General features: G+C 58.5%; 15 protein-coding genes. 1 reads left to right on the top strand and 14 read right to left on the bottom strand.

The window, feature by feature from the left end:
- Positions 1-13: 13 nt before the first annotated feature.
- The 11 genes from EC915_RS16475 to EC915_RS16425 all read right to left on the bottom strand — a co-directional run bounded on the left by EC915_RS16475 (position 14) and on the right by EC915_RS16425 (position 9,989).
- Positions 14-1,012: a lysylphosphatidylglycerol synthase domain-containing protein gene (locus EC915_RS16475; RefSeq protein ID WP_256658756.1), complete on the bottom strand. Its 999-nt coding sequence runs from the start codon at positions 1,010-1,012 to the stop codon at positions 14-16.
- 5 nt (positions 1,013-1,017) lie between these two features.
- Complete coding sequence (gene clsB, locus EC915_RS16470) at positions 1,018-2,268, bottom strand: cardiolipin synthase ClsB (protein ID WP_133751588.1); 1,251 nt, start codon at positions 2,266-2,268, stop codon at positions 1,018-1,020.
- Positions 2,265-2,966 (bottom strand): endonuclease/exonuclease/phosphatase family protein, encoded by a 702-nt coding sequence (locus EC915_RS16465; RefSeq protein ID WP_166651008.1) that lies wholly within the window; start codon positions 2,964-2,966, stop codon positions 2,265-2,267. Before EC915_RS16465 ends, clsB begins: the two co-directional genes overlap by 4 nt.
- An 89-nt stretch (positions 2,967-3,055) precedes the next feature.
- Positions 3,056-3,973: a DUF72 domain-containing protein gene (locus EC915_RS16460; RefSeq protein ID WP_133751587.1), complete on the bottom strand. Its 918-nt coding sequence runs from the start codon at positions 3,971-3,973 to the stop codon at positions 3,056-3,058.
- 146 nt (positions 3,974-4,119) lie between these two features.
- Complete coding sequence (locus tag EC915_RS16455; protein ID WP_166651004.1) at positions 4,120-4,749, bottom strand: CGNR zinc finger domain-containing protein; 630 nt, start codon at positions 4,747-4,749, stop codon at positions 4,120-4,122.
- A 110-nt stretch (positions 4,750-4,859) separates the two neighbouring features.
- Positions 4,860-5,468 carry an adenylyl-sulfate kinase gene (cysC, locus tag EC915_RS16450; protein WP_133751585.1) on the bottom strand — a complete coding sequence of 203 codons (609 nt, stop codon included), beginning with the start codon at positions 5,466-5,468 and terminating at the stop codon, positions 4,860-4,862.
- 21 nt (positions 5,469-5,489) lie between these two features.
- Positions 5,490-6,284 carry a bifunctional 2-polyprenyl-6-hydroxyphenol methylase/3-demethylubiquinol 3-O-methyltransferase UbiG gene (locus tag EC915_RS16445; protein ID WP_133751584.1) on the bottom strand — a complete coding sequence of 265 codons (795 nt, stop codon included), beginning with the start codon at positions 6,282-6,284 and terminating at the stop codon, positions 5,490-5,492.
- Complete coding sequence (locus tag EC915_RS16440; protein ID WP_133751583.1) at positions 6,244-7,428, bottom strand: hypothetical protein; 1,185 nt, start codon at positions 7,426-7,428, stop codon at positions 6,244-6,246. The genes EC915_RS16445 and EC915_RS16440 overlap by 41 nt, the downstream gene beginning before the upstream one ends.
- A gap of 37 nt (positions 7,429-7,465) precedes the next feature.
- Positions 7,466-8,191: an SDR family NAD(P)-dependent oxidoreductase gene (locus EC915_RS16435; protein WP_133751582.1), complete on the bottom strand. Its 726-nt coding sequence runs from the start codon at positions 8,189-8,191 to the stop codon at positions 7,466-7,468.
- Positions 8,188-8,925: a sulfotransferase family protein gene (locus tag EC915_RS16430; RefSeq protein ID WP_133751581.1), complete on the bottom strand. Its 738-nt coding sequence runs from the start codon at positions 8,923-8,925 to the stop codon at positions 8,188-8,190. Before EC915_RS16430 ends, EC915_RS16435 begins: the two co-directional genes overlap by 4 nt.
- A complete protein-coding gene (locus tag EC915_RS16425) occupies positions 8,922-9,989 on the bottom strand; it encodes a transaldolase family protein (protein ID WP_166651003.1) in 1,068 nt (355 codons plus the stop codon). Before EC915_RS16425 ends, EC915_RS16430 begins: the two co-directional genes overlap by 4 nt.
- A gap of 742 nt (positions 9,990-10,731) precedes the next feature.
- Between EC915_RS16425 and EC915_RS16420 the strand changes: the two genes are divergently transcribed.
- On the top strand, positions 10,732-11,271 hold the full coding sequence (locus EC915_RS16420; RefSeq protein WP_133751653.1) for a cytochrome b: 540 nt from the start codon (positions 10,732-10,734) through the stop codon (positions 11,269-11,271).
- Positions 11,272-11,275: 4 nt separating this feature from the next.
- Here the strand turns inward: EC915_RS16420 and EC915_RS16415 are convergent, their stop codons facing one another.
- The 3 genes from EC915_RS16415 to EC915_RS16405 all read right to left on the bottom strand — a co-directional run bounded on the left by EC915_RS16415 (position 11,276) and on the right by EC915_RS16405 (position 15,445).
- A complete protein-coding gene (locus tag EC915_RS16415; RefSeq protein ID WP_133751579.1) occupies positions 11,276-12,460 on the bottom strand; it encodes an HlyD family secretion protein in 1,185 nt (394 codons plus the stop codon).
- Positions 12,457-14,136, bottom strand: coding sequence for an MFS transporter (locus EC915_RS16410; protein ID WP_133751578.1), 1,680 nt, complete (start codon positions 14,134-14,136; stop codon positions 12,457-12,459). The genes EC915_RS16415 and EC915_RS16410 overlap by 4 nt, the downstream gene beginning before the upstream one ends.
- 121 nt (positions 14,137-14,257) lie before the next feature.
- Positions 14,258-15,445, bottom strand: coding sequence for an XdhC family protein (locus tag EC915_RS16405; RefSeq protein ID WP_133751577.1), 1,188 nt, complete (start codon positions 15,443-15,445; stop codon positions 14,258-14,260).
- Positions 15,446-15,693 lie beyond the last annotated feature (248 nt).

Below are 15,693 nucleotides of genomic sequence, written 5' to 3'. Positions count from 1 at the left end.
TCGGCTATCCGTATCACTGGGCCATGCGCGCTTGGTTCTTGCTGCGCATCGCTTTGGCCCGGTTTTCCAGTACCAGGTACACCACCACTGCCAGAATCAGCGGAATCAGAAAGTAGATCACCCGGTAGCCGATCAGCGCCGCCAGCAGTTGGCCCTTGCTGAACTGGTGCTGCATCAGCGTGATGAAAACCGTTTCCAGCACCCCCAACCCGGCCGGGATATGCGCGATGACCCCGGCAATGCTGCTGATCAGCAGAATGCCCAGTACTGCTGGATAAAAGGCGTTTTCCGGCAACAGCACATAAATCAGCAGCGCCATCAGGCCCCAGTTCAATGCACCCAGCAATGCCTGGCGCAACGCTTGGTTGAGCGATGGCAATACCAGTTGCTGCTTGCGCACCGTCCAGGTGCGTTTGCGGGAAAACCGACAGGCCACAAAGTAGCCGAAACACACCACCAGCAGGACAAAGCCGATCAGTTGCAGCGTGGTGTCGCCGATCTTCCAGCCATCGGGCAGATCAATGAACCCGCCCGCAAACACGAAACCGCCCAGCAGCATGTAGCCCAGCCAATTGGTGATCAGGCTCAGGCTTAGAATCCGCGTAATGGTGGGTACATCCAGCCCCAGACGCGAGTAGAGCCGATAACGCAAGGCGATGCCTCCCACCCATGAACTCAGATTGAGGTTGAAGGCATAGCAGACGAAGGTCACCGGTATGATCTGCGTCACCGACAGCTTGTGTTCGGTATAGCGCCGAGCCAGTACATCAAATCCGCAATAGGTCAAATAGCTGCCGGCTGCCACCACGAACCCCAGCGCCAAGGTGCCGGGCTTGTACGATTCCAGCGCGTGGGTGACCTCATTCCAGTCGAGGTTTTTCATCAGCGTGAACAGCAATACAGGCACGGCGATAAAGAAAAACAGCGTGAACCCGCGCTTGGCCCACTTCAGCCACGGACCGTGCTTAGCCGATTCCGACGATTTATCAGGGCCCTCTGCAGCTTGCGACACCCCGCTCATAGCAACTTCTCCTGGTCTGGCGACAACTCGTGCTTGAGCGCCTCGGCCTCTGGAAGGGCATCGGGCGCCCGCACCGGTTTCAGGCGCGGTCCGTGGACCGGGAACAGCCCGGCAATTGCCGGAAAATGTCGTAAGAAGTGGAAGCTGAAAAAGATCATCGGCGCCCGCCACCACTGCCCTTTCGCCAAGCCGTTGAGGTTGACCAGCTTGCTATGGGCAGCCGCCAATTGCTGCAGATGCTCGTGAAGTTTCTGGTTGAGCGAGCGATCACGAATGAACAGATTGGCTTCCAGATTGAGCGCCAGGCTCAAGGGATCGAGGTTGCTGGATCCGACGGTGGACCATTCCTGATCGACCAGCGCGACCTTGCCGTGCAGCGCCCGTTGCTTGTATTCATGGATCACCACGCCCTCACGTAACAGCCAGGTGTACGTCAGGCGCGAACATACGCGAACGAAGGGCATGTCCGGTTGACCCTGAAGGATCAACGTGACGTTCACCCCGCGTCGGGCTGCGTTGCGCAATTCACGCAGAAACCGGTAGCTGGGGAAGAAATAAGCATTGGCAATGGTGATGCGCTGGCTGGCACTGCGCATGGCCAGCAGGTACTGCTCCTCGATGTCGGTCGTGTGTCGATGGTTATCCCGCTCGGCCATCAACATGCGGGCGCTACCGGCCTTGCGCGTCACCACCTTGAGCGGCGAAAAGGACTTGCGCAGCGCAGGTGCCAGCATGTTCAACGTCGAACGATAGATATCCGCCACGATCGGTCCGCGCACCAGCACCGCATAGTCCTGCTTGGCCGTGATCCCCGTATCACACATATGATCGACGCTGTAATTGATGCCGCCCATGAACGCCAGTTCGCCATCGATGACCACGATTTTGCGGTGCAGGCGACGAAACAGGTTCGTGCGCATGCCCATCAATTTCGGACGCGGGTCGAACAACTGGATCTGCACACCTGCAGTGATCATCGCCTGGACGAACGCCGTGCTCAGGTCGCTGGTGCCATAGTCATCGACCGTGATCACCACCCGCACTCCCCGACTCGCCGCCTCGATTGCTGCCTGTTGCAGGCCCTCACCGATCCGGTCTTCGAAGATGATGAAGGTCTCGATTAACACCTCCTGCCGCGCCGCCCGAATACACTCGAACACCCTGCCAAAGAAGTCTTCGCCGTTGATCAGCAACTCAACCGAGTTACCGTCTTGCCACACGCCGCACTGATCGCTGAAAGACGTCATAGCGTGACCTCCACCGCCAAGGGCGCATGATCGGAAAGGTGCGACCAAGGCCTGTTCGATAGCACCTTGGGCGCTCGGACCTTGACGTTGCGCACGTAGATGCGGTCCAGACGCAGCAGCGGGAAACGCGCCGGAAAGCTTCTCGCCGCTGCGCCGAACGATTCGACGAACACTTCGCGCAGCCCGGTTGCACTCAACACGGCATCAGCCTTCTGCCGCCAGTCATTGAAGTCGCCGGCAATGATCACCGGCGCCTCGGGGGGCAGGCGCGAGACAAGGTCGGCCATCAAACCGAGTTGCCGCTGCCGGTGCGCTTCCCGGAGCCCCAGATGCACACAGATCGCATGCACCTCGCCGAAGCGCGGCACATCCAGCACGCAATGCAGCAGGCCGCGCTCTTCGGTGCCAAGGATGGAAATATCGAGGTTTTCGTGACGCAGGATCGGGTACTTCGACAACAACGCATTGCCGTGATGGCCGTGGGGATAAACCGCATTGCGGCCATAGGCGAAATCCTTCCACATGCTGTCAGCGAGAAACTCGTACTGGGAGGTGGTCGGCCAGTTCTTGACGTTCTGCGCGTGATTTTGCTGTTCGCCGTGAACCTCCTGCAGAAAAATCACGTCCGCCGACACGCTGCGCACGGCATCGCGTAGTTCGGGCAGGATGAAACGCCGATTGAGGAAGCCGAAGCCCATGTGCATGTTCATGGTAAGCACGTTGAGTTTGAATCCGGTCGATGCGCTCTGGCGGCGGCTGGTGATTTCTTCGGGGATCAGGGCACTGGTCAAAACTCCACTCCTTGCAGATCGCCCGGAGCGACTTCCAGCTGATCGGTCAATTCAAAGCGCGTCAGCAACTTGCGTGCGTCGTAAGGCGCGCGCACCTTGATGTCGTTGTCGAAATAGCAATAAACATCCCGCGACTTGCGCGCGCGAGGTGACTTGTCGACAACCCGATGCGCATCCTTTGGCTGGCTGCCCTGACGCCACAGGTCGATCCGGTCGCCCCATCGTTTGATCGCCGCCGGGGTGTAGCCGCTGGCGTACAACTCTTTTTCGCCATGCAGGCGCAGGTAGACGAAGTCGCTAGTGAGATCTTCCAGATACGGCCACTTCCCTGCGGTATCCGCAGTCACCAACGCCACGTTGTACGTGCGCAAGAGCGTAATAAATTCCGGTACGGCAAAGCTTTCATGGCGAATTTCCACGGCGTGGCGTAGGCGCAATCTGGCGGGAATATCCAGATAGCCCGGCTTTTCCATGCGGGCTGCACAGCCTTTGGCACAGGCCTTTGCCGAATTACCATCGTGGGGCAACAGCTTGAGAAAAGCCTCGAACTTTTCGGCGTCGAATTTGAAGCTTGGCGCAAATTGCCAGAGAATCGGGCCCAGCTTGTCTCGAAGCTGAAAGATTCCGGAAGCAAAGAAATTCGCCATGGCCTCGTCGATGTCGTTCAGGCGCTTGACATGGGTGATGTAGCGCGGCGCCTTGACGCTGAATACAAAGCCCTTGGGCGTGTCCGCGTACCAGCGTGCGTAAAGATCCGGCGACTGCAAAGAATAGAACGAGCCATTGATCTCAATGCTGTTCACCGCTCTGGAGGCGAATTTGAGTTCGTTTTTCTGGGCCAGACCTACCGGGTAGAAATCACCGCGCCATGGCACATAGCGCCAGCCCGATATGCCGATACGGATATCGCTCATGCAAGTGCTCTCTGTGTTCGCCACCACGACCGATGCGTGACAGCTCTGAACTAGAGATAAGAAGCTCGAGAGACAGCCAGGTTCCCTGGTTTTTTCAGCACAGGTCGGGATCCTGCCCCCGCACACGGGCCCTGCAGCAGTCCGGCTTACCCAATTGCCCTCCTCGCCTTTTCCTTGGCGCCACACACATTCATCTGACACCACCGCCGTCGCCCATTTTTCGACGTATCAACAAACAACCAATCACAATCCGGCGTAGCGCAGGCTTTTAACCGAACCAGATCAGGCGAGGTCAACAGCGCCGCCGCCTGAACGGCCATGCGCCCAAGAAAACCGCTCGTCATCTCCTCCAGGGTATGACAGGGACGCCAACGCCAGATGACACCCAAAGGCGTTGACACCAACACCCTCTGAGCCGACGTGACCGCGAGCACATGATTCAGCTCCTCAAGGCGCGCCTGATTCACCGCCCCTCCCAGCGCAATGGGCAAGAACAGCCCATAAAGTGCCTCGCGAAACGCCACCAATTGCTTGAATACTGGCACCGTGTGCCAGGAGGAGTCATGCACCAGTTGCACAAGACGTTCATGCTCATCAGGCTCGATCAATCCGACATGCAGGAACCAATGCACGATGTCCTCAAGGCTCGATAACTTATCGACCACTTCTGCCAGTGACGTGCCAGGACGACGACCGTCGCAGGTATTCAGGTAGTCGAGCACGCTCACCCCACCGACGAGCCGAATGGCGTTAATTTTCAACTGACCCATGGACATGGCCCGTCCCCAGCATTGATTGAGCATTCAATAATGGCAGAGATGAGGACATTCGCCCGTTTTTCCGACAACCGCAGCAAGCATGCAGCAAGAATGCGTACTTAATGAGGTTATAAACCTGTCGACTGCCTCAACCAGCCGTCGATCAGGCTCACGGCGTCGGCAACGCTCACCTGATCGCTGCGAATATGCAGCTCCGGACACACCGGCGTTTCATACACCGAATCGATGCCGGTAAAGCCCTGTATATCGCCTTGTCTGGCACGGCGATACAACCCTTTGGGATCCCGCGCTTCGGCTACCGCCAACGGCGCATCGACGAATACCTCCACGAATCGGTCGGTGCCGATGATGGAGCGGGCGAGATGGCGCGTAGCCCGAGAGGGCGAAATCATTGCCACCATCACCGTGAGCCCGACATCGGCCATCAAGGCTGCAACCTCCGCCACGCGCCGTACGTTTTCCTCGCGGTCACGCTCTGAAAACCCCAAGTCGCGGCACAAGCCGGTGCGGACCGAATCCCCGTCCAGAATGCAGGTTTTCAGCCCACGCGCCATCAGGACCGGGGTCAGGCCATTGGCAATCGTGGACTTGCCTGCCGCCGAAAGCCCCGTGAGCCATACCACATGAGGCCGCGCGCCTTCGGCAACGACGTTGTTGGAGAAGTCGAAGGGCAGCACGTTATTCGACGAGGCAGGATCTTGCTGATGGATGTCCATGAAACGCCCTCCAGGCGCCATTCAGGCAATCGCCTGATGAATGATGAAATCGGCACGCATCGGGTCATATAAGCGCTTGAAATCGCCAAAGCTCTGCGGGACCGAAAACCCCGCTGCCATCAGTTCGCTGCGCAACTGCGCCGGCAGGATGGGGAACACTCGCAGGCGGTAACGAGCGCCGTCGGCGAAGCTGTAGACGAACTCGCAAAGTGAGTCATTCAACGCCCCTATCGCCACTTTGGCGGTCTTGCCGCAGTAGTAATACTGCCCCGACGACGAAAAATGCCCGGCCAGGATCGCCTGAAAGTTGCGTTGATCGATCAGCAGCATGCCACCCGGTCGGAGCAGAGAGCGGAAGCGCCGCAAGACTTCGATGCGCTCACTGCGCTCAAAGATATGGCACAACGAACTCCCCAGACAGAGCACCGCATCGAACTGCCCCAAGGTGTGCTGACTCTGCAGAAACTCAAGGTCAGCCCAGTCACTCTGGTAAAGCGCAATATCCAGACCCAGTCGGTCAAAGTTGACCTTCGCCCGTTCGACCATGGTGGGGCTGCCGTCACAGGCGACGACCTCGAAACATGCCTTGCGCAGCTGTGCCGCATGAAACCCGCTGCCTGTAGATGCATCGAAAATCCGGCAGGCCCCCGCGTGGAGCAACATATCGGTAAAGAAATGTCCTTCACCAAGCGCACGCTTGTCCCAGTCGATCAACTCGTCCCAGCGGCTGACAAAATCGGCGCTGTACTGCCGGGCGTAATCCAGATCGTTGGGATCAACCAGGCTGGTGGTCGAGGACGGGCTGCTGGGCAACATGGCTGACTCCCTTGTGAAGAATATGATCGGCAAACGCCTGGTATTTGCGGCCCAGTTCGCAGGCGAACGCGGCTGCGTCATGGACCGTCATTTCGGGCATTAAAAATCCCAGCATTTTTTCCATGACATGCATTTGCTCGCGCCCGAAAGTCACGCTGCCGTCAGCATGAATGGTCTGGATACCGTCCTGACGCTGCCCGGCCTCATTGAGCTCAATGGCAACCTCACGTCGCACGCCATAAGGAAGGCCCAGCAATACACGACCCATGCCGACCTTTACCGGATAACCGCCCGGCAAACCGTCGGGGCCGGGCGCGTGAACATGGACTTCGGTATCGGCGAACAGATTCTCGATGACTGAAACCGCCGACATGGCGGTCAGGTACTGGCCATCCACGCCTCCGAGCCGCCGAAAGTGCTCGGCGACACTGGCGAAAATTTCCCTGGACTTGAAGTAGCCAGTGCTTTCACTGCCGTCGATCCAGTAGGTGAGATTGAAATTGGCATCCGGCGGCAGCCCGCGGCGCGGCACGAAATGGCTGAAAAAATGCTGCCCGACCAGCTTGACCCGCACCTGCGCCGGCTCGCAGCCCGCCAGCCGCGCAATTGCGCTTCGGGTCGCCGGAACCAGATTGGCGATGTTGCCCACCCCTACCGCCGGCGCCATCCCGACCTTGTACAGGATGGCGTTCACCGCATCGGGAAACGCTGCGTTGACCACCAGGGCCTTGGGGCAGGACTGTTTGACTGCGCGCATCAGCGCGTAGGCCGGGGCCAGGTGCATGGGTAGCCATGGACCGAGTTGGGCTTGATCGAGGGCATCGAACGTGACTTTGGGCAGTTGAGTAATGACACGCCAGGACTGCAGAGAGGCACAGTTAAGAATGATGTCCGGCTTGATACACGCCAGGGTCTCGGCGTTGCGCTCGATGGCCGATTCGGTCAGATCCATTTGCCAGCATTCGATTCGCGCCTGCACCTCCTGTTGCAGGGCGGCAAGGCGCATCAAGTTACACAACCGGGTGGTCTGTTCGATATCGCGACTGGCCACATGAAACTCGAACTGATTGCGTGGCACCAGAATTTGCAGAATTTGCAGGCACAGATTACCGCCACCGACGATTAGCAGTTTTTTGCGTTGCATGATGTTTTCTCCAGAAGGTATGTGTCTGCCCTCGTCCCTAACGAGGATAAGCACCGTTATCCACCGCAATGACTTTTCCGGTCAGGTGCCGGCTGTGATCGGAGAGCAGGAACATGACCACATCAGCGACGCCCTCCGGCTCGATCGGGTCCTTGATGAGTTCCTGACGCTCGTACTCTTTCCGGCGATGCTCGGGGATGCGGTCGTGAATCGAGGTGTTGCGAATCAACGCTGGCGAAACTGCGTTCACCCGTACCCGTGGCGCGAAATTCCAGGCGTTGGCTTTGGTCAGCCCGATGACACCGGCCTTGGTGGCGCCATACAGCGCATCCATGCTCCCGACTTCTCCAGCCACCGACGTGATGTTGATGATGCTGCGGGTGTGCTTGGCCGACTGTTCATGCCAGGCAAAATCCTTGGACAGATAAACGAGCGACTTGAGATTGACCGCCCAGATCTCCTCGATTTCAGCATCGCTGTAGTCGTAAACGCTTTTGCCGTGGTACAGCCCGGCGTTATTGATCAGCCCATGCAGCGCCTTGTGATGCGCATAGAGATTGCCGATGAACGACTGATAAACCTCGGGCTTCGAAAAGTCGGCCACGTGGCTTTCCACCTGATGGACCGGTATGCGTTGTTGCAGGTCCCGTAGCCCGAAAGTGTCCTTGTCGGCAGCAATGACATAATACCCGGCCTCTGCGCAGGCAATGGCCGTGGCCTTACCGATGCCGTTAGCCGCGCCGGTGATGACGATTTTCTTCATGAGAGCTCCTGCTGCACGAACTGATTCATGCGTTCATAAAAGGGCAGATGAACCTGGTAATACGCCATCAAATGGGGGTTTTCCCGCAGCTGCCGGTCGTCGAAACGCTCGGGTGAAGCGACGATTCCTGTGCTGCGCTCTGCTTCTTTGTGCCAACTGCGCCACGCTTTCCATTGCGCCGGGCATGAGGGCTCCCAACTCAGCGCCCGGGGCAGGAACTCCAGCTGCAGATGCTCACAGAGCCTGCGCACGGTTTCTTCCGGGCGCCTGGCCAGGTCTTCGCCATTGACCACGTAGGGAATCTTCCCGGTGAGTTTGGTGATCAGACAGAAGATTTCGTACAGCGCCTTGTGGCCGATGGCCTGCAGCGGCATCTGCCGGAACATCGCAAAATGCGAAACGATGGCCTGCGCCGGTTCACGAATGATGAAAACGTTTTGCTGCTCCAGCAAAAATCCCGGATCGGCCTTGAGTTCTTCCAGGCAGTGGTAGCCCATGTCTTTGTGAAACACGTTGCGGGTCTGGCGGGTCGTGCGCAGCAGTACCTTGACGCCTTCGTAGGTGCGCGGCAAACCACAGTTCAGGTCATCATGGGGAATGGCTGACTGTTCATCGAAAGCTACGGAGGCAAAGGGTTCGTGAAAAACCTCGAAGTCGCCGCGTTCAATAAATACCCGTTCAAGAACGGTTGATCGGGACCGTGGATGCGCCCAAAGGGCGACCATGCGGTTCATGAGGCGCGCTCCACCACCCGCTTGCGCAAGGGTCGCGAATGCGAAACATCCGACGCGCCGCCTGCGCTTTTGACAAATGCAAGGAGGCTCTCCTGCCCTGCTCGTGCGTCGTTGCCGGCAGTGATGAATGCCGGGTGCGAATCAAACTCCGATGGCGCCAGCCCCCCCTCAAAATACGCCTGATTGAAATAGGGCATCGCCGTCAGCCTGTCGAGCACTCGCTTGGGTATCTGTAGCCAGCCACTGGCAGGCGTTACCGGCTGCATCCGCTTCTGGCGCCTTATCAGAAACTCGATGATCTGCGGTGTGAGCGTGTACAAGGTGGTCTCTGAACCGGTGCGCTGCAGATGCCAGCACTGCTCGCGACCTCTTGAGTCGATATCGACTTTCAGGCTGCACAGCAGCAGCCGCGCAGGTGTTTCACGGCGTCTGAGCAGCGCTTGCATGGCCTGATAGACGGCAATTTCCGCCCAACGCCGATCCGCAGCCGACAGGTTGAGTCCGCGGCGAGCAGCTTGCTCCCTGAACTGGCCTGGCGCTCCCAGACGGCCAATCATGAAGCTGATGACATACCTTGCGCGCTCGGTCTCCACGCCCTGTAGCCGCGCGCGCAATTGCCCTTCATGGATCGCCTTCAAGCATGCCGCAGCCTGGGAAACGGTGAAGCAGAAGGTGTTATTGATCGAACAGCCCTGTGCCACCAATTGCTCGATGGCCCGATAACCCGGCTCGCTGCCCGGCACCTTGACCATGATGTTAGGCGCCAATCTGGCCAGTTCCAGCCCCCGGGCTATCAGCGACTCCTCGCCCATCGTTTCGCCGCCTTCGATCTGGGCGCAAAACCAGCCATGACGACCCTCTGAGGAGATCCACAGCGGCAGCAACACCCTTGCACCTTCCACGATCATCTGGTCGTAGACCTGACCTGCCTTGTCTTCAGCTGACAGACAGACCGGTAGGCCGTCAATATATCGGCTCCATACTTGAGGGTTTTTCAATACAGCCTCAGCTATCAATCGTGGATTGGTAGTTGCGCCACTGAAACCGTAAATATTGGAAGCCATGGAATCCGGCAGCGTAGCGTCGATAAGTCCGCACATGTCCGGATACTTTGCGCGCAAAGTGTATTTGAAGGATGCATAAAGCGTCGGTGACGAATCCCACCACACTTCAGAATCCATATTTTTCTGTTTTAAAAGGCGCACGAAGTCGGGGACGTTCATAAACGAAGAGCCCTTGCAATGTTACGTGGGTAAAATCGAGGGCCCCAAAGCTTCTGGTCAAAATGCCAGCCTAGTGAGACTGATAGTCAGAGTTCCGAACCGTCCGGGGTAAAGATGGATCCAACCGGATTCCCTGTCAAACTCGTTTTGATGGGTTTCTAATCACGAATAATTATAAGAATGATAAATTTAATAGCAAAAATATTTATTTATCCATTATCGCTAACATCAATCGTTTGAATAACCTCGAATGGTAGAAACACTCAGGATCTACAAGGATCGCCGAAGGACGGCTGTAATACTCTTATAAGCCGCCAATAACACTCTAGCTAGTCGTTATCGGATATATGGATCAGACACTTTTTTGATTTATGCCTAATATATTAAATACGCTGTTAACAGACATCAGTTAACTGCGTACGCGCTACACTACCGCGAGCATCGAAGTTAAAAAAGTATTCATTTGCACAGACGGCAGATTACAGGCATGCCCTTGGGATTTTTTTAATCTGCAGCAATTGCTATAAATGCAAAGCCCACGAAAAAGGGTGAACACCATAAAATCCAAGGAGTCTGACCCGTGATTGTCCCTTCAAATACGCAACGTTACAGCTACAAGGCCCGCTGGTTTCACTGGGCGATGGCCGTCCTGATCGTTCTGGCGTATGCGCTGATTCTCAGCCGCAGCCAATTCGCCAAAGGCACGGACGTGCGGACATTGGTAGTACAGACGCATTTCTGGGTGGGAATCGTCGTGTTGGTCATGGCGTTCTTTCGAATCGCTGAACGCCATCGGCATACACCGCCCGGGATCAGGCCCCCGCTCGAAGGGGCCTTGCGCGTGGCCGCCACGCTGTCGCACTACGCGCTGTATGCGTTTCTTTTCGTGCAGCCCCTGCTGGGGCTGTTCACGGTATTGCTGGAACGCGGCGCCTTGCCCATTCCGTTGACATCACTGTCCATTCCCGGGCCCTTTGCCCTCTCCAAGGAGACCGCGCAAGCCCTGGAGCACTTCCACGTCCTGCTGGGCACGATCTTCTACTACGTTATCGGACTGCATGTGGTGGCTGCGATCTGGCACCATTTTGTGCGCAAGGACAATACCGTGCGACGCATGGTCTGAGTAATCAATGCGGCGTATCGATGGTCCCGTCCACCGGATCCGGCGGAACGGGGCCGTCCTGGCTGGTATCGATGCTGATGACCACCGACATGCCGGGCCGCAAGCGTTCCACGTATTCCTGATCATCGTCCACGGTGATACGTACCGGTATCCGTTGGGCGATTTTGACGAAGTTGCCGGTAGCGTTGTCTGCCGGCAACAGGCTGAACTCGGAACCGGCCGCAGGTGAGATACGCTGCACTCGACCACGCATCTTGCGGTTCTCAAGAGCATCGACTGTGAAACTGACCGGTTGCCCCAGACGCACGTTGGCCATCTGGGTCTCCTTCATGTTGGCAATGATCCAGCGCGGGCGCGGCACCAGCGGCATCAACTGCGCACCGGCGTTCACGTAAGCGCCCAGTCGCGTGCCAATCTGCCCGAGTTGCCCGTCACGTGGCGCCGTGATGCGGGTGTTGCTCAAGTCGATGCGCGCCAGTTCGATGGTCGCTTCCGCGTTTTTTACTGAGGCTTCCAGCGAACCGCGATTGACGATTACCGTTTGCAGATCCTGACGCGAAATTTCCAGTGAGGCCTTGGCCTCTGCCAACGCAGCACGGGCCTGGGCATCGGCAGCGCGGACCACATCCAACTCGCTTTTGGATACCGAGCCATCGGTCACCAGCGCTTGATTGCGTCGTAAATCAGCCGTGGCTTTTTCGCTTTGTGCCTGGGCATTGGCCACGGCCGCCTGCCGCTGAACAATGGTCGCTTCAGCGCTGCGGCGTTGCTGCAGATTGTTGTCCAGGGAAGCCTTCTGGATGCCTAACTGCGCAAGGCCCTGATCCAGATGCTGCTGGTAGATCCGGTCATCGATGCGCACCAGCAGGTCACCCTGCTTGACCCACTGAAAATCCTGCACCGGCACTTCGTAAATATAGCCACTCAATTGTGGCCCGATGATCGTGGTCTGACCGCGGATCTGTGCGTTTTCGGTGCTCTCAATGGGACTGCTGAACGGTGGCAGCTGCCAGGCGTAGAGCACGATGAGCACACCGGCGAGCGCCACGCCGCCAAACAGAATCGCCGAGACCAGCCGGATCCGCGCGGATCGCGGCTGAGTCGTGGCCGGCATCACCGCCGGTGCCGGGGCGGGGCCAGGAGCTGGAGGTGCAGACGTATTGCCTGAAGGTTTTTCGGGTTCTGTCATGTAGGTTGAGCGCCAGAAGGTTGAGCGGAGTTTGCAATCGGCTGGTTCGGAGTGAAGGGTGCGACCGGCTCGGTGGTAATCCACTGCCAGGTTGCACGCCCGGCGATCCAGACCGCAGTCAGAATCGCGATCAGCGCGATCACCATGAAAACGTCGTTGTACGCCAGCGTGTTCGCTTCGCGGGTCGCCGCCGTGGCCAATGCGCGAATGCCCTGACTGGTGCGCGCCGTGGGGTCGGCAATCGCGGAAATGTACGCTGCGCTTGTGCTTTGCAGACGCGCTTGCACCTGGGGATCGAACAACGTGACGTGCTCGACCAGATGCGCCGAGTGAAATTTCTCGCGCCAGACCTGAAAGGTGCCCAGCAGGGCCGAGCCCAACAGGCTGCCGATGTTCTGGCAGATACCGAACATCACCGAAAAACTGACCAGGTTACGTGGGTTGCCAATGACCCCGCTGACGCCCAGTACCAGCGTCGGACCCAGAAAAAACGTGCCGCCGAAGGCCAGCAGGAACTGGCTGAGGTACATCTGCGGCTCGCGGGTCAGGCTGGTGGAAAAGCTGTCCATGATCGACCCTACCGCCATCAGGGCCAGGGATATGATCAAGGGTTTGAGCAGATGCTGCGGGTTGATGGTCATGGCGCTGATGGCGAGCCCGGCCACGCTGCCCAGCAGCATGACGAAATACAGCGTGTGCAGTTGCTGGGTGCCCTGGTTCATGCCCTGCAGAAAACCCACTGCGCCAGTGGACTGCTCCGACAACACCACACGCGTCAGGAGTACGCCCAGAGCGAAGCGGATCATTCGCCCGCTGCCCAACCAGCGTGTAATCAACAACGGACTGGTGCGATTGTGTTCGATGCACAGCCCGGCCAGGATCAGCGCAATGGAAGACGCCAGTGCAATGCCGATCCAGGGTGCTTCCAGCCACCACTCGATCCGGCCTAACGACAACACTGCGCACAAGGCTGCAAAACCGGAAGCGAGCAGTGCAAAGGTGAGAAAGTCGAGCTTCTCGAAGGCCTTGAAGCGATCCCCTGGCGGCAACTTCAGAATCAGGACACAACCCAGCGCCAGCAGGCACATGCCCAGTTCGAACAGGTAAAGGCCACGCCATTCGGCAATCTGCAAAAGGTCTTCGGAGACCAGGCGGGCCAGCGGCGTGGCCAGTTGCGCGGTGCCCAGGCCCAGCACCAGGGCCTTCATCCGCCATTTCTGCGGAAACGCCTGAATCATGTAATACAGACCGAGCGAACCGAGCGCCGCGCCGACCATGCCATGCGCTGCACGCACGGCGACCGCCGACTCGATGTCATTGACGAACAGATGGGCGAAGGTCACCAGCGCGTACAGCACCAGAAAGACTTCGGTAAAGGCGCGCAGGCCGAACTGCTGGCGGAATTTCACCAGCAGCAGGTTCATCGAGACGTTGGTCATCACATAGGCAGCGGGCAACCAGGCGATTTCAGCCTGGGTCGCACCCAGCGACCCCTGCAGGTATTGCAGATTGGCAACCACCAAGGCATTGCCCAGGCCGCCGGTCAACGCCACGATAATGCCGACGATGGCATACGCCAGACGCTTGGGCGTCGAGTGCAAAGGTGTGGACGGCGACCCCGGCAGCGATGGCCGCTCGTGGGGAGCCCAGTCATGAGGTTGGTACTTGTCGTTCATCGGGCAGACCTGATGGATGCTGACCTGAGACCCTGAGTAGAAGGATATGACTCATCAGGACGTCTTGCTGCGTGACGGCGCTGACGGGGCCGAGTATACCGGGCCCGAAACGGAAGGTGTCTTATCCGATCATCCGGAGCCCTGCCGCTTGTTCGAACTTGACATCCACGGCGTGAATGCTCGCTTCACGAAACTTGAGCATGCTGCCATTACGGCCATTGATCACAGCATTGATCTCCGCAAGTATCGACAACGCTACGCTATCCGGCGTATCCCCCCCCAGATCGAGTCCCACCGGATAGTGCAGACGGCTGAGCGCCGGAGCTTCGCGCTCTTGCGATGGCAATTCGTCGAGCAGACGCTCGGTGCGGCTGCGCGGGCCCAACTGGCCGATATAGGCTGGGGCACATTGCAGCACCTGCCCCAGCCAGTGTCGATCCTGAGTCAGGCTATGGGTCATCACCACTACCGCAGCATCGGCAACCATCGCTGCCAGCTCAGGCAGCGGCTGCAGCGGTACCGCCAGTACCCGGTCCGCGTCCGGAAAGCGTGCGGCGCGTGCGAAATGCGGGCGAGCGTCGATCAGCGTGACGTGCCAGCTTTGCAGGCGCGCCATGCTGACCAGCGGCGAAGCGTCGTGGCCAGCGCCGAAAATCACCAGTCGGCGCGGTGCCGGAATGTATTCCAGCAGCACCTCGATATCGCCGCCCGTGCCTTCATAACTGCGAGTTGCCGAACGACGGCCCTCGAGTACCGCGTGCAGATCATCGGTGATCATCCGTGCCAGCCAACGCTCGCGCATCTGCACCCGCGACTCGCTGCTGCCGCCCGGCATTGACGGGCCCAGCGCGACCCGCTCACCTACGGCGACCTGCCGTTCATCGGGCGAGCCAATCACCGTCGCCATCGCAGCGCCCTCCCCGCTGGCTTTGACCTGACGCAACAGGTTCAGCACCAGACTGTCGGCCTGCGGATCCACCCGTTCGAACAGAATATGCACCGTGCCGTTGCAGCCCAGGCCGAAACTCAGCTCAGCCTCTTCCAGATCATCGTCGTCCTCACCGGTGCTGTAGGTGCGAATCGTCGGCTTGCCATTGGCGGTCAGCCACCAGGCCTTCTTGCTCACATCGTTTTCCAGGCAACCGCCACTGACGGTGCCGGTGGCTTCACCGAGTGGCGCAATGACCATGCGCGCGCCCGGACGCCGGTAGGCCGAGCCTTCGACCTTGACCACGGTGGCGATCACCACTTCCTGCTGCCCGCGCTGCGCCTGATCGAGCGCCCCAAGCAAAGTGGATAGATCGTTCATGTGCTTTCCCCCGACCTTCAGATCGAATCCTCGACAGGGTGTGCCTGTGCAAGCTTGCCGAAAATGTTCAGATGCAACGAAGACTGAACATCGTTGCGATTATGTGCTGACTGCCGGCGATGCTTCAGGTTCAGAAAACCGCTGAAAACCACTGACTTTACCGTCAACCGCTGGCACGCAGAGGGCGCGGGGCGGGTAAGCCGTTCATCGGGTTCCAGTACGCCGACGTTCTCGTCTTTGCGAATGTG

Origin of the sequence: Pseudomonas sp. LP_7_YM, from assembly GCF_004364435.1 — a bacterium.
In the GTDB taxonomy this organism is placed as follows: Bacteria; Pseudomonadota; Gammaproteobacteria; order Pseudomonadales; family Pseudomonadaceae; genus Aquipseudomonas.
This window is presented reverse-complemented; position numbering and strand designations above follow the sequence as displayed.